The organism is Desulfocurvus thunnarius (genome assembly GCF_055390965.1).
On sequence record NZ_AP042411.1, the window covers coordinates 1005835 to 1020260 of the forward strand.

General features: G+C 71.1%; 13 protein-coding genes. 9 read left to right on the forward strand and 4 right to left on the reverse strand.

Features of this window, described 5'->3' with window-relative positions; genetic code table 11:
* Positions 1–331 precede the first annotated feature (331 nt).
* Genes ACZ5KV_RS04390 through pspA form a run of 3 tightly spaced genes read right to left on the reverse strand, consistent with a single transcriptional unit; the run spans position 332 to position 1761 of the window.
* Complete coding sequence (locus tag ACZ5KV_RS04390) at positions 332–787, reverse strand: PspC domain-containing protein (RefSeq protein ID WP_464241130.1); 456 nt, start codon at positions 785–787, stop codon at positions 332–334.
* A complete protein-coding gene (locus ACZ5KV_RS04395) occupies positions 774–1022 on the reverse strand; it encodes an envelope stress response membrane protein PspB (RefSeq protein ID WP_464241131.1) in 249 nt (82 codons plus the stop codon). Before ACZ5KV_RS04395 ends, ACZ5KV_RS04390 begins: the two co-directional genes overlap by 14 nt.
* 40 nt (positions 1023–1062) lie before the next feature.
* A complete protein-coding gene (gene pspA / locus ACZ5KV_RS04400; protein ID WP_464241132.1) occupies positions 1063–1761 on the reverse strand; it encodes a phage shock protein PspA in 699 nt (232 codons plus the stop codon).
* Between the two features lie 194 nt (positions 1762–1955).
* Here pspA and pspF point away from each other — a divergent pair, with 194 nt between their 5' ends.
* From pspF to ACZ5KV_RS04440, 8 genes are all read left to right on the forward strand, one after another.
* On the forward strand, positions 1956–3002 hold the full coding sequence (gene pspF, locus ACZ5KV_RS04405) for a phage shock protein operon transcriptional activator (RefSeq protein WP_464241133.1): 1047 nt from the start codon (positions 1956–1958) through the stop codon (positions 3000–3002).
* Positions 2992–4092 (forward strand): lipid A deacylase LpxR family protein, encoded by a 1101-nt coding sequence (locus tag ACZ5KV_RS04410; protein WP_464241134.1) that lies wholly within the window; start codon positions 2992–2994, stop codon positions 4090–4092. Before pspF ends, ACZ5KV_RS04410 begins: the two co-directional genes overlap by 11 nt.
* Positions 4093–4257: 165 nt before the next feature.
* Entirely contained in the window at positions 4258–5466 is a 1209-nt protein-coding gene (locus tag ACZ5KV_RS04415; protein ID WP_464241135.1) for a hypothetical protein, read from the forward strand.
* A gap of 87 nt (positions 5467–5553) precedes the next feature.
* Positions 5554–6447: an ABC transporter substrate-binding protein gene (locus ACZ5KV_RS04420; protein WP_464241136.1), complete on the forward strand. Its 894-nt coding sequence runs from the start codon at positions 5554–5556 to the stop codon at positions 6445–6447.
* A gap of 10 nt (positions 6448–6457) precedes the next feature.
* Positions 6458–7195, forward strand: coding sequence for an ABC transporter ATP-binding protein (locus ACZ5KV_RS04425; RefSeq protein ID WP_464241137.1), 738 nt, complete (start codon positions 6458–6460; stop codon positions 7193–7195).
* Positions 7195–7944 carry an ABC transporter permease gene (locus ACZ5KV_RS04430; RefSeq protein ID WP_464241138.1) on the forward strand — a complete coding sequence of 250 codons (750 nt, stop codon included), beginning with the start codon at positions 7195–7197 and terminating at the stop codon, positions 7942–7944. Before ACZ5KV_RS04425 ends, ACZ5KV_RS04430 begins: the two co-directional genes overlap by 1 nt.
* A 290-nt stretch (positions 7945–8234) precedes the next feature.
* Positions 8235–8711, forward strand: coding sequence for an Lrp/AsnC family transcriptional regulator (locus tag ACZ5KV_RS04435; RefSeq protein WP_464241139.1), 477 nt, complete (start codon positions 8235–8237; stop codon positions 8709–8711).
* Between the two features lie 30 nt (positions 8712–8741).
* On the forward strand, positions 8742–11753 hold the full coding sequence (locus ACZ5KV_RS04440) for a proline dehydrogenase family protein (RefSeq protein WP_464241140.1): 3012 nt from the start codon (positions 8742–8744) through the stop codon (positions 11751–11753).
* A 106-nt stretch (positions 11754–11859) separates the two neighbouring features.
* On the opposite strand, the gene ACZ5KV_RS04445 is transcribed toward ACZ5KV_RS04440, so the two are convergent.
* On the reverse strand, positions 11860–13008 hold the full coding sequence (locus ACZ5KV_RS04445) for a TOBE domain-containing protein (protein ID WP_464241141.1): 1149 nt from the start codon (positions 13006–13008) through the stop codon (positions 11860–11862).
* Between the two features lie 236 nt (positions 13009–13244).
* On the opposite strand from ACZ5KV_RS04445, the gene ACZ5KV_RS04450 reads away from it, so the two are divergent.
* Complete coding sequence (locus tag ACZ5KV_RS04450; RefSeq protein WP_464241142.1) at positions 13245–14159, forward strand: sulfite exporter TauE/SafE family protein; 915 nt, start codon at positions 13245–13247, stop codon at positions 14157–14159.
* Positions 14160–14426 lie beyond the last annotated feature (267 nt).

Sequence of the window (14426 nt, forward strand, 5' to 3'; positions counted from 1 at the left end):
GCGGATGCCCGCACGGCCCCGGGCGGAAGCGCGAAGGGCCGCCACGATGCGCGCCCTCCCGGCAACGGCGGCGGGGCAACGCCGGGAGGCGGCTCCGGCCCAGGAAGCGGCACGGAGTGGCGCGGCTTCAGGGCCGCGCGGAAGCGGAGGCGTATTTGTAATGATACCGGATTGGTGCCGCGCCGTCGAGGAGAATCCACGGCCCGCCTGGGCTGGCGGGCGCCGGGGCCGGAAGTGGAAAAACGTCCGCCCCCCGGGCGGAAAGAGCCGGAGGGCAATGCCCTCCGGCTCTTTCCGGCTCGGAGCCCGGTGGCGCGGCGGAGCAAACCGGCTAGCGCCGCTGGCGCAGGCGCTCCTCCCAGGCGTAGTCGCGCGAGGTGACCACGTCCTCCATGCGCCGGATGCGCCGCTCCAGGCGCTCGAACTTGTCGCGGATGCGCGCCAGGGCCCCGGCGCGCGAGGCCGCGTAGGCGTCGTAGAACTCGCGCTCGTCGGGGGAATGCACGGGCAGCACGGGCTCGAACTTCATGAACAGCCCGGCGATGAAATACAGGGCCAGCCCGGGCCACAGCCCGGTGAACACAATGGCCAGCGCCGTGAACACACGGACCCAGAACACGGGAAAATCAAGATGCTCGGCCAGCCCCCGGCACACGCCGAGAACCATGCCCCGGCGCGAGCGGTAGGGCCCGCCGCCCCCGGGGCGCCCATCGGAGCCGGTGCGGGCGCGCGCCGCGCCGCGCCGCGAGTGGCCGCGTCCGCAGCCATATCCGTCACGTCTGGCCATGACCGTCCTCCCGGTCGCGCCGCGCGTCTTCCAGAAGCAGCGTTTCGAGCACGTCCACGCGCTCCTCCATCCGCGACAGCTTATTGTAGATTTCCTGGATCATCCGCGTCTCGTCCTCCCGCTCCTGAGGCTGCCTGCGCGCCAGGGAGCCCTGGAACAGCCGCGCCACCAGGGCGATGATCCCCGCCAGCACCAGCAGCGGGATGAGGATGAACAGGGCAAACATTCCATGCATGGGCCACCGCCTCGGGTTGGCCCCCGGTCCGCCGGGGGCGTCAGTCGTTCGCGTCGGTCTTCGCGGCCCGCGCCTTGGGGGCCGCCTTGGAGCGGCCCTTCAGTTCGGCCAGCTCGGCCTCGATGATATCGTCCTTTTCCAGGAGCGCAAACTCCTGTTCCAGGTTCGCCCCCCGGCCCGGGGCGGCCAGTTCGGCCTCGGATTCCAGGCGCTCGATGCGGCTCTCGAAGCTGTCGAAGCGGCGCATGGCGTCGGAGCTGTCGGCGCGGGTCAGGGTCTGCCCGGCGCGGGTGCGCGAGCGGGCCCGGGCGTGGCGCTGCTCCAGCAGGCGCTGCTTCTCGCGGGCCGAGGCCAGCTTGTCCTCCAGGCGGGCGATGTCCTCGCGGGCCTGGTCCACCAGGGCTTCCAGGTGCGCGGCCTCGGCGTCCAGGGCGTCCTGGCGGCGCAGCAGGGCGGTCTTTTCCAGGAGCGCCTCGCGGGCCAGGTCCTCGCGGCCCTTGGCCACGGCCAGTTCGGCCCGGGCGTGCCACTTGGCCCCGGCCTCGGCCACGGTTTCGCGCTCGCGCTCCAGGGCCTTGCGCTCGGCCATGATGCCCGCGCAGTTGGCCTTAAGCTCCACCAGGGTCTCCTCCATCTCGCGGACCATGAGCCGGATGAGCTTGCGCGGGTCCTCGGCGCCGTCGAGCAGCGCGCTGATGTTGGAACTGACGATGTCCTTGAAACGGTTGAAAACGCCCATGGCGGCCTCCTTGTCTTCTTGTGGATCGCGGCGCGCAGTGTGCCGGTGCATGCCCGCCCTGAAGCAGGATGTGTGCCGCCGGAAATTCTGCACATAACCATACGGTTTCATTTGATTCCATTACATTGACCCTGCTCCGGCTCAATGGTATTGTTCGCTTTGAAATAGTTTTTAAAACTCAAAAATGGTAAAAAATGCCAACTCAGGATCTTCCCACCCTGCCCGAGGCCCTGGGCCAGTCCGACGCCTTCCTGGAGTTCATGGAGCGCCTGTCCGCCGCCGCCGGGGTAGACAGGCCGGTGCTCGTGGTCGGCGAGCGCGGCACGGGCAAGGAACTGGCCGCCGGGCGGCTGCACTACCTTTCGCCGCGCTGGGCCGGGCCCTTCGTGGCCCTGAACTGCGCGGCCCTGCCCGAAACGCTGGTGGAGAGCGAGCTCTTCGGCCACGAGGCCGGAGCCTTCACCGGGGCCGCCGCCCGCCGCGCCGGGCGCTTCGAGCGCGCCGATGGCGGCACGCTGTTCCTGGACGAAATCGGAGCCATGCCCCTGCCGGTGCAGGAAAAAATCCTGCGCGTGGTCGAGTACGGCAGCTTCGAGCGCGTGGGCGGCTCGCGCCCGGTGAGCGTGGACGTGCGCGTCGTGGGCGCCACGAACGTGGACCTGCCCGCCCTGGCCCGGGCCGGGCGCTTCAAGCGCGACCTGCTGGACCGCCTGAGCTTCGAGGTGCTGACCGTGCCGCCCCTGCGCGAACGCCCGGGCGACGTGGCCCTGCTGGCCCGGCACTTCGCGGCGCGCATGGCCGTGGAGCTGGGCCGCGGCGAGGCCCCGGAGCTTTCCCCCGAGGTGCTGCGCGCCCTGGAGGCCCACCCCTGGCCGGGCAACGTCCGCGAACTGAAAAACGCCGTGGAGCGCGCCGTGTACCGCGCCCGGGGCGGCCCTCTGCACGCGGCGGAGGATATGACGCTGGACCCGTTCGCCTCGCCCTGGCGCCCCGCTCCCGTCGAACCCGGCGCCCCCGCGCGGAGCACCCCGGCTCCCGCCGTGCCGTCCACTCCGGCCCAGCCTCTTTCCCTGCCCCTGTCTCTCCCGGACACCGTACGCGCCCTGGAGCTGGATTTGCTGCGCCGGGCCTTGACTTCGGCCCGCCACCAGCAGAAAACGGCGGCACGCCTGCTGGGCCTGGGCTACCACCAGTTCCGGGGGCTCTACCGCAAATACAAGGACGACCTCGATGCCACGTAACCCGTTGGTTTCGCTGCTGCTGTGCCTGATCCTGCTGGCGGCTCCGGCTCCCGCCCCGGCCCAGGGGGCCCCCGAAGACGCCGCCCGGGCGGACGCCCGCGAAGAGGCGCCCCTGGCCCCCGAGGACTCCTACACCGTCACCTTCTACGACGAGAACGACTTCTTCGCCGGGACCGACGAGCACTACACCAACGCCTTCCACATCTCCGTGCTCTCCAAGGACCTGCCGCGCTACGCCCAGGAGCCATTCCTGCGCGAGCACGCACCCTGGCTGGCCGAGGCCCTGGAGGCCATCCCGCTCATGAGCGGCCGCCCCGAGGGCACGACCTACAACGTCGGCTTTTCCGTGGGCAACAGCATCTACACCCCCACGGCCACCCGCGAGGAGGCCCTGCAAACCGACGACCGGCCCTACGCGGGCTACACCTACGCCGCCCTGGCCCTGCACGCCAAGAACGCCACGCGCCTGGACACCTTCGAGATGACCGTGGGCATCGTCGGGCCCTCGGCGGGGGGCGAGTTCGTGCAGGATAGCTGGCACCACCTCATCAACAAATTCCGCTCCCGCGGCTGGGACAACCAGTTGCACGACGAGCCGACCCTGAACCTGACCTGGCAGCGCACCCAGCGGCCGCTGCTCGTGAACCTGGGCCAAGGCTGGGCCGTGGACGCCCTGCCCCACTACGGCGGCACCCTGGGCAACGTGTTCACCTACGCCAACGCGGGCGCCCAGGTGCGCCTGGGGCGCAACCTGCCCGCCGACTTCGGGGCCTCCCTCATCCGTCCGGGCTCCATCGTCAGCGCCCCGGGCGCCAAGGACGACCCCCAGGTCACCGGCGAGTTGGGCTACAACGTCTTCGCCGGGGTGGACGGGCGCGCCGTGGCCCGCAACATCTTCCTGGACGGCAACACCTGGCGCGACAGCCACAGCGTGACGCGCAAGCCCTTCGTGGCCGACGTGTTCTGCGGCGCCTCGGTCATCTGGCGGCGCTGGACGTTCACCTACACCCACGTCTACCGCTCCCCGGAGTTCGAGGGCCAGCACGACGGGCAGCTTTTCGGCTCCTTCAGCGTGGGCTACACCTTCTAGCCCCGCCGGAACCCGCCCCCCGCCCAGGGTCCGCCCTGCCACCGGGGCCCGCCCTGCCGCCGGGGCCTTGCCATGGCGGCCTTTCACGATTATCGTCACCCTGTGGTCACGAAAACGTCATCTTCCGGGAATCCTGCAACCCGGGGATTTTTCCGGGCATATTCTATGAAGTACTCCTGTTTCCGCGCCGGGGCCTGCGGCGTGCTGTTGCTGTTGACCCTGGCCCTGGCCGCGCCGCCCGCCCCGGCGGACAACGGCAGCCTGCCCATGCTGTCCGCGCCGGGCGAAGCCAACGCCTCCGACGCTTCCGCGGCCCCGGGCGCCGCAAGCCAGCCCCCGGCCGAGGCCGTGGCCGCCGTGCAAGGCCTGCTGGCCCTGGCGGGCGACCGCCGGGCCGCCTTCGACCCCCAGGCCGCCGCGCCCCTGCTGGACTACATCCTGGCCGGACCCGGCGACGGGCTGGACCTGCCCGCCATGGACGGTGCCAGCGGCGCCATGAGCAGCGAAATCATGGACAGCTCCCTGGCGCGCATCCTCGAATACGCCTACAACCCCGAGGTCCCGGCCTATCTGACCCATCCGTCGGTGATCCGCGTCTCGGGCTGGGAGCCGGGCAGCGACATCCTGACCCACCCCGGGCTGTGGACCGTGCTCGACACGCTGGACGCCCCCGTGGTCCTGCACGGCCGCGAGTTCGAGGAAATCACCCCCGACACCTTCAGCGGCGGCTATTACCGCTACACCCTGGACCGCGCCCTGGTGCTCATGCGCTACAAGGGCCGGACCGTGCTGCTGTCCATCGCCACCCAGGACGGCCTGTCCGACGTGGGCAAGAAGGGCGTGGTGCTCGACGACGGCAACTGGCAGTACTTCTACTCCGGCATCGACGGCCTGACCCGGGGCGGCATGGGCTGGATGGACACCTACATGTACGGTTCCTGGTCCGTGACGGCCTACGTGGAGAACCCCGGCGGCGCCACGACCACCAGCGTGGTCTTCAAATGGCTGCGCGCCGGGTGGGCCAAGATGAACGTGGTCCGACCCAAGCATATCCTGGCCGGGTGCCGCCGCTTTGCCGACGCCTTCAACGCCGTGCTCGGCTCGGACCGCCTGCCCCCCGCCGCGGACCTCGCCGCCAAGGCCCGCGAACTGGGCGCCCTGCCCGAAAACGAACTGGAACGGCGCATCGTGGCCTATGCCGCCGCCTTCGAAAAAGCCTACGCCGACCACCCCGAACTGGCCGGGGGCGACTTCGGCAAGCTCATGCGCGGCAACGTCTACGCCGACACCCTGGACCGCGCCGAACGCGTGGGCATCCTGCTGCTGGAGTACCTCAAGGCCCGCCTGGGCGCCCTGAGCCTGACCGAGGGCTAGGGCCCGGCCCCGCCCTTGCCGGGGCCGCCGTCCCGTTGTATCCAGGGAGCCCGAACGCCACCGTTTTCCCCCGAGGAGGCTGCCCCTATGCGGCGATTGGCTTGCGCGGCGCTGGCCGCGATGCTGCTGCTGGCCCTGGCGGGCCCGGCCCGGGCCCAGGCCCTGCGCCTGGGCGTGCTGCCCGTGCTGGACACCCTGCCCCTGCACGTGGCCGCGCAGGAAGGCTGCTTCGCCGCCCAGGGGCTGGACGTGGAGCTGGTGCCCTTCGCCAGCGCCATGGAACGCGACACGGCCATGCAGAGCGGGCAGCTCGACGGCTACTTCGGCGATCTGGTGGCCACCCTGACCCTCATCCGCGCCGGGGTGCCCATGCGCGTGGCCACCGTGAGCTACCGCACCACCCCGGGCCAGCGCATGTTCGCCGTGGTCACCTCGCCCAAGGGCGCCGTCCCCGGCGCGCCCCTGGGCTACTCGCGGACCACCGTCATGGAATTCCTGCTCGGGCGCATGGCCCCGGGCGACGCGGCGGCCGACCGGACCTTCACGCGCATGGAGGTCAAAAAGATTCCCATCCGCATGCAGATGCTCATGGCCGGGCAGCTCGGCTTCGCCATCCTGCCCGAGCCCCTGGCGACTCTGGTGGAACGCCAGGGCGGGCAGGTGCTGGCCACGGACGAAACCCTGGACCTGCCCCTGACCGTGGTCTGCCTGCGCCAGGAGCGCATGGGCGCCTGCGCCGCCTTCCTGGCCGCCTACGCCCGGGCCGTGGAGGCCCTGACGGCGCGCCCGGAGGACTTCCGCGCGCTCATGGCCCGCGAGTGCCGCATGCCCGGGCCCCTGGCGGCGGATTTCCCGGTGTACCGCTATCCCGCGCCGTCCCTGCCCTCCGAGGCCGAGGTGGCCCAGGTGCAGGAGTGGATGCTCTCCGTGGGCCTGCTGAAAACGCCCCTGCCCTACGCCGCCGTGGTACCCGGACCCTAGGCGGACCGCCGTGCTGCGCGCCGCGAACCTGACCATGGCCTACCCGGACGGCCGCACCGTGCTCGCCGGGGTGGACCTGGAGCTGGCCCAGGGCCGGACCCTGGCCGTGGTCGGCCCTTCGGGCTGCGGCAAGACGACCCTGCTCTACATGCTCTGCGGGCTGGCCGTGCCCACCGGCGGCCAGGTGACCCTGGGCGGCGCCCCCGTGGCCGCCCCCACGCCGGACATCGCCATCATCCTTCAGGACTACGGCCTGCTGCCGTGGAAGACCGTGCTGGCCAACGCCGCCCTGGGGCTCACCGTCCAGGGCGTGCCCCGGGCCGAGCGCGAGGCCCGGGCCCGGGCCGTGCTGGCCGAAATGGGGCTGGCCGGGCGCGAGCGCGACTATCCGGCGCGCCTGTCCGGCGGCGAACAGCAGCGCGTGGCCATCGCCCGGGCCTTCACCGCGCGGCCCAAGCTGCTGCTCATGGACGAACCCTTCTCCAGCCTCGACTTCATCACCCGCGAAAAACTCCAGCAGGCCCTGCTGGACTCCTGGCGCCAGCGGGGCACGCCCTTCGTGCTGGTGACCCACAGCGTGGAGGAGGCCGTGTTCCTGGGCGCGGACATCGCCGTCATGGGCGGCAGCCCGGCGCACCTGACGTGCGTCATCCCCAACCCCGGGTTCGGCCAGCCCGGGCACCGCGACGCCCCGGGCTTTCACGCCACGGCCCGGGCCGTGCGCGCGGCCCTGGCCGGGGTCGGCTGATGCGCGCGCTTTTGCGCTACGCGGCGGTGACGGCCCTGCTGGCCCTGGCCTGGAAGGCCCTGGCCCTGGGCCCGGCGGGCGACGTGCTGCCGCACCCCGAAGAGGCCCTGGCGGCCTTCGCGCGCCAGCTCGGGCGGGCGGAATTCCGGGGCCATGTGTGGGCCAGCGCCGGGCGCTCGGTGGCGGCCATGGCCGTGGCCTGGGTCGCGGCCTTCCCCCTGGGCGTGCTCATGGGCAGCCTGCCCCGGCTGGACCGCGCCCTGGGCCCCTTCGTGACCCTGACCTACCCTGTGCCCAAGATCGTGCTGCTGCCCGTGTTCTTCCTGCTGCTGGGCCTGGGCGAAGCCTCGCGCGTGGGCATGATCGCCCTGATCCTGGCCTACCAGATCCTGGTCACCACCCGCGACGGCGTGCGCGCCGTGAACCCCAAGTACCTGGACACCATCCACTCCCTGGGCGGCACCTACCGCCACGCCCTGCGCCACGTGCTGCTGCCCGCCGCCCTGCCCCACGGCTTCACGGCCCTGCGCCTGGGCACGGGGGTGTCCGTGGCCGTGCTGTTTTTCGTGGAAAGCTTCGCCACCCGGCAGGGCCTGGGCTATTTCATCATGGACGCCTGGGGACGCCTCGACTACGCGGACATGTTCGCGGGCATCTTCGGCATGAGCGCCCTGGGCGTGGCCCTCTACGAAGCCACGGACATGCTCGAACGCCGGGCCTGCCGCTGGCGCGCCCGCCGGGGAGCCTGAGCCGCGCCGCAGGGCCTGCGCCACCCCGCTCCGCCCCCGGCACCCCGCGCGCCCTCGCCCCGCTCCTGCCCGCCCGCGGCCCGGCCCGCCGCCCGCCTCCGGCGCGCCCCGCGCGCGCCGACCACACGCCCGCCTCGCCCCGGCAAGGAAGCGACTCCTTCCGAACGCCCTTGCCGCCCTTCCGGGCGCCCCTTCCGCCAATCATTCCGTTTTTGCACAATGACGTGAACATCATTCTTGACAACGGACGAAGAATCGAATTTGATTCTCCAATCATGGCAAAAAACGGAATGCTCGACGCGACAGACCGCAAGATCCTGGACGTGCTCCAGGCCAATGCCCGGACCTCCAACGCCGAAATCGCACGGCGCGTGGGCAAGGCGCCCTCGGCGGTGCTGGAGCGCATCCGCAAGCTGGAGGCCCGGGGCGTGATCCAGGGCTACGAAACCCGGGTCAACCCCAAGGCCCTGGGCCACGGGCTCACGGCCTTCACCTTCGTCCACGCCGAGGACGCCGTGGGCTCGGTGCGCTCGGGCCGCGAGCTGGCCGCCCTGCCCGAGGTGCTCGAAGTACACCACACCGCAGGCCAGGACGCCTACCTCATCAAGGTCCGCGTGCAGGACACCGAAGCCCTGGGCCGCCTGCTGCGGCGCATCGGGCGCATCCAATCCGTGCGCGACACGCGCACGACCATCGTGCTGACCACCGTCAAGGAAACCCTGGCCCAGGCCCTCGCCCCCGAGGACGACGGCACCCAGGACGACTGAGCTTCCCAGGAGCGACCCCAGGAGGGCCCCATGGACAAGACCCAACTCGAACAGCGTATCGTCGCGCGCGGCAAGGAATTCTTCCAGAGCATCAGCGGCGAGGCCCCGTCCATTTTCAACAAGGGCTGGTGGACCGGCAAGGTCATGGACTGGTCCATGAAGAACGAGGACTTCAAGGTCCGCCTGTTCCGCTTCGTGGACGTGCTGCCCGCCCTGACGACCACCGAATCCCTGACCCGGCACATCGAGGAATACTTCGCCTCGGATTCCGGCGACCTGCCCCCGGTGATGAAGGCCGGGCTGACCACCGCCGGACTGGCCGGCAAGCTCGGCGGCAAGCTCATGGCCAAGGCCATCTCGGCCAATATCGAAAAGATGGGCCGCCAGTTCATCGTCGGGCAGGACGCCCGCGAGGCGGTGAAGAACATCCAGCGCCTGCGCAAGGACGGCTTCGCCTTCACCATCGACCTGCTGGGCGAGGCCACGGTCAGCGAATCCGAAAGCGAGGCCCGGATGCAGGACCACCTGGACCTGCTGGACGCCGTGGCCGAGGCGCAGGACAAATTCAAGCCCCTGGACGGCGGCGCGGGCGGGTTGGACTGGGGCTGCGAGCCCATGGTCAACCTGTCGGTGAAGCCCTCGGCCTTCTACTCCCAGACCAAGGCCCGCGACTTCGAGGGCTCGGTGCAGGGCCTGTTCAACCGCATGGCCCCGGTCTACCGCAAGGTCGTCCAGATGGGCGGGGCCATGTGCATCGACATGGAATCCCTGGACTACAAGGACATCACCATCGAGCTGTTCAAGCGCCTGCGCGGGGCCGACGAGTTCCGCCACTACCCGCACCTGGGCATCGTCTTCCAGGCCTACCTGAAGAGCACCGACCAGGACGTGACCGAGATGCTCACCTGGGCCCGGACCCAGAACCTGCCCATCACCATCCGTCTGGTCAAAGGCGCCTACTGGGACCACGAAACCGTGCGCGCCAAGCAGATGGGCTGGGACGTGCCGGTGTATACCATCAAGGCCGAGTCCGATGCGGCCCACGAGCGCATCTCGCGCCACATCCTGGAAAACGCGGACATCTGCCGCCTGTGCTGCGCCTCGCACAACGTGCGCACCATCGCGGCGATCATGGAAACGGCCAAGGCCCTGGCCGTGCCCGAGTCGCGCTACGAGTTCCAGGTGCTCTACGGCATGGCCGAACCCGTGCGCAAGGGCCTGCAGAAGGTGGCCGGGCGCGTGCGCCTGTATTGCCCCTACGGCGACCTGATCCCGGGCATGGCCTATCTGGTCCGCCGCCTGCTGGAAAACACGGCCAACGAGTCCTTCCTGCGCCAGAGCTTCGTGGACGAGGCCGACATGGCCCGCCTGCTGGAAGACCCGGCGGCCACCGCCGGGCGCGAGCGCGCCGCCCGGCCCGTGGGCCGCGAGGTGCCGCCCGCTCCGGGCCCCTTCGAGAACCACCCGATGCTCGACTTCACCCTGCCCGAAGCCCGCGAGGCCTTCCCCCAGGCCATCGCGCGCATCCGGGCCCAGGGCATGCGCGAGGTGCCGCTGTTCATCGGCGGGGCCGCGGTGCATACCGCCGACGTGATGGAGTCCTACAACCCGGCCGACACCGGCGAGGTTCTGGCCCGGGTCCATCAGGCCGGGGTGGCCGAAATCGATCAGGCCATGGACGCCGCCCGGGCGGCGCGCGACCCCTGGCGGGCCACCCCGCCCGCCGAGCGCGCCCAATACCTGCTGCGCGCCGCCGCCCACCTGCGCGCCAACATCCACGACCTCTCCGCCGTGCAGGTGCTCGAGGTCGGCAAGCAGTGGGACCAGTCCCATGCCGACCTGGCCGAGGCCATCGACTTCATGGAATATTACGCCCGCGAGATGATGCGCCTGGGCGCCCCCCGGCGCATGGGCCGCGCCCCGGGCGAGGTCAACCTCTACCAGTACCGGCCCAAGGGCATCGCGGCGGTCATCGCCCCGTGGAACTTCCCCCTGGCCATCTCGGCGGGCATGGTCAGCGCCGCCATCGTCACGGGCAACCCCGTGCTCTACAAGCCCTCGGGCCTGTCGTCCCTGGTGGGTTACGGGCTGGTGGAGGCCTTCGCCGCCGCCGGGCTGCCCGCGGGCGTCTTCAACTTCGTGCCCGGGCGCAGCTCCGTCATGGGCGACTACCTCGTGCAGCACAAGGACATAAGCCTCATCTCCTTCACCGGCTCCATGGAGGTCGGCCTGCGCATCATGAGCAAGGCCGCCGTATCCGCCCCGGGCCAGCTCCAGTGCAAGAAGGTCATCGCCGAGATGGGCGGCAAGAACGCCATCATCATCGACGACGACGCCGAGCTGGACGAGGCCGTGCAGCAGACGATCTACTCGGCCTTCGGCTTCCAGGGCCAGAAGTGCTCGGCCTGCTCGCGGGTCATCGTGCTGGATTCGGTGTACGAGCGCTTCGTGCCCCGGCTGGTGGAGGCCTGCCGCTCCCTGCGCCTGGGCCCCGCCGAGGACCCGGCCAACTCCATGGGCCCGGTGGTGGACCGCGCGGCCCAGAAGTCGATCATGGGCTACGTGGAACTGGCGCGCAAGGAGGGCACCGTGCTCATCGAACGCATGCCCGAGGGGCTGGACACCGCCTCCGGCTGCTACGTGCCGCTGACGGTGGTCGAGGGCATCACTCCCGGGGACCGCATCGCCCAGGAGGAGGTCTTCGGGCCCGTGCTGGCCGTCATGCGCGCGGCGGACTTCGACCAGGCCCTGGAATACGCCAACTCCACGCGCTTCGCCCTGACGGGCGCGGTGTTCTCGCGCAGCCCGCGCCACCTGGAGCGCGCCCGGGCCGAGTTCAACGTCGGCAACCTCTACCTCAACCGGGGCACCACCGGCGCCCTGGTCGAGCGTCAGCCCTTCGGCGGCTTCAACATGTCGGGCATCGGTTCCAAGACCGGCGGGCCCGACTACCTGCTCCAGTTCATGGACCCCTACGTGGTGACGGAGAACACCATGCGCCGGGGCTTCGCGCCCATCGAGGCGGACGACGACTGGGTGTAGCGGGCCGCCCCGAAACAACGATCTGCCGCAACGCGCCGCCAGGACGCACGAGGCCCCCGTCCGGTTCCGCCGGGCGGGGGCCTCTTCGCGCGGGGCGCGCCGCGCCTCAGTCCACGTGCAGCACCACGGCGCAGGCGCCGCACAGCACCCACACCGCGTCGCCGGGCGCCAGCCCCCGGGCCCGGGCCCAGGCGGCGGGCACCAGGGCGCAAAGTTGCGTGGCCTCGGACACGCGCACCACGCACTCGGCCATCAGCCCGCCCACGCGGATTTCCTCCACGACGCCGGGGTAGACGTTCTCCTGACTGCTGGCCGGGGGGGCCTGCGCGCCATCCGGCCCCGGGGTCCGCAACTGAATGGACACCAGCGGCGCCTTGACCTCGGCGGCCACCAGCCGCCCCGGGCGCAGGCCCAGACGCTGCACGCTGCCGCTGGTGACCACGGCCTCCACGCGCAGCCCGTCCAGGGTCGCCAGCTCCACCCGGGCCTGGATGTCCCCGGGCTCCAGGGCCTGGACCTTGCCGTAGAAGGCGTTGCGCGCGCTGCTGCCCCGCCCGGCCTCGCGCTCCAGAAACACCCGGGCCACCTGGCGGATATCGTCCGGCGAAAAGGACACGTAGGCCGAGGTCGGCGCCGGGGTCACGTGCCCGAGCATGGCCTGGACCACGGGCAGCGGCACGTTGCCCTGAAGCAGCTCCACGGCCCGGGCCTTGCGCAGCATCTCCGGCCCGCCCTGGCGCTTGGCGAAGCCCGCGGCCTGGGCCAGCTCGTAGAACTTGCGGCGCACGAAGCCGGGGTCCAGCCCCAGGCCCGGGCCCTGGGCCCCGCCGAAGGCCGGGCCCAGCAGCAGGGCGCGCAGCTCGCGGGCCAGAAGGCCGGACACCTGGACCTCGCGCGCGCCCGGCTCCCCGGCGGCCCCGCCCAGGTGCAGCACTCCGCGCTCGAAGTCCACGTCCGCCCCGGTGTCCAGGGCCAGGGCCTCGCTGAGTTTGGCCCCGGTGTAGCGGATGAGCAGAAAGACCAACAGGATGCGCTGGCGCGACAGGCGCATGGCCGGACGCGCGGCCTGATCCACCCACTGGCGGTAGGCCTGTTCCAGGGCCGCGAGCTGGGTGGCGTCCAGGCATCCGGCCCCGTCGGCGCCGGAGACGATGCGCCCGTGCCCCGTGCCGCCCCCGGCCTCGGGCGCGGCGCCCACGGACGCACGGTGGGCCGGGGTCGGCTTTTCTCCGGAAGATGCTGCTTTCGATGCCATGGATACTGCGCCCTCTTCTGTAAACGCCCGGGAGGCCCACTCCGGAAAACCGGCCGCAACGGCACCACCGCCCCGTCCTGCCTGCGGGCTGCCCGGGCCTGAGGCCCCGCCCCGAAACACTGTGCTTTCATTCTCGCCCAGAGCGGACGGCTTGACAACTCTCTCACGGAGGACTATTAAAGTCACGAATAGAATTGAATTCGTGACTGCATGGCCCCGGGCCGCAGGAGGACGCCATGTTCTTCCCCACCGCCGGAATCGAAGTCGCGCCCTGGGTGCCGCCCCTGGTGGCCTTCGTCATTTCCTTCTTCACCTCCATGGGCGGGGTGTCCGGGGCCTTCCTGCTGCTGCCCTTCCAGATGTCCGCGCTGGGCTACGTGAATCCGTCGGTCAGCGCCACCAACCAGCTTTTCAACGTGGTGGCCATTCCCAGCGGCGTCTACCGCTATTGCAAGGAAGGCCGGATGCTCTGGCCGCTGACGTGGATCGTGGTCGCGGGCACGCTGCCGGGGGTGTTCCTGGGCGCCTTCGCGCGCACGGCCTGGCTGCCCGACCCCCGGAACTTCAAGATGTTCGCCGCCGCCGTGCTGCTCTACATCGGGGTCAAGATGCTGCGCGACCTGCTGGCCGCGCGGGGGACGGGCAAGGGGGGCGGCCCCGCGCGCCCGCGCGGCGCCAGGGCGGTCGATCCCGGCTCCGCCGTGGTCGTGCGGGGGGTGACCATGCGCCGCCTGACATACGCCTTCCAGGGCGAGGCCCACGACGTGTCCTGCGCGGGCATCTTCATCCTGAGCCTGGTGGTCGGCGTGGTCGGCGGAACCTACGGCATCGGCGGCGGCTCGATCATCGCCCCGTTCCTGGTCACGTTCTTCCGCCTGCCGGTGCATACCGTGGCCGGGGCCGCGCTCATGGGCACCTTCGTGACCTCCGTGGCCGGGGTCGTCTTCTATCAGGCCCTGGCGCCCTTCTACCCGCACCTGTCCGTCGCGCCGGACTGGGGCCTGGGCCTGCTCTTCGGCCTGGGCGGCGTGGCCGGGATGTACCTCGGGGCCCGCTGCCAGAAGCACGTGCCCGCGCGGGCCATCAAGACGATGCTCGCCGGAGTCATCGTCTTCACGGCCCTGAAGTATGTCGTGGAGTTTTTCCGGTAACGGCGGCGAACCGGGAGGAAGCCATGTGCATCAGACAGGGCGACCCGCTGCCCCTGGACGGCCTGCCGGAGCACGGCGACAACCGGCGGATGCGCGCCATGCTGGAGAGCGCCGACCTGTGCCGCGCCTGCCCCCAGGCGCCCCTGCTGGACGCCGAACACGGCCCGGGCTGCCGCTGCACCCGGGCGCTGGCGCATGCCGTTCACGCCCTGCTGCACCGCGACGCGCCACCCGTCCGCGAAATCGTCATGCACCCGCGCGGCGCGG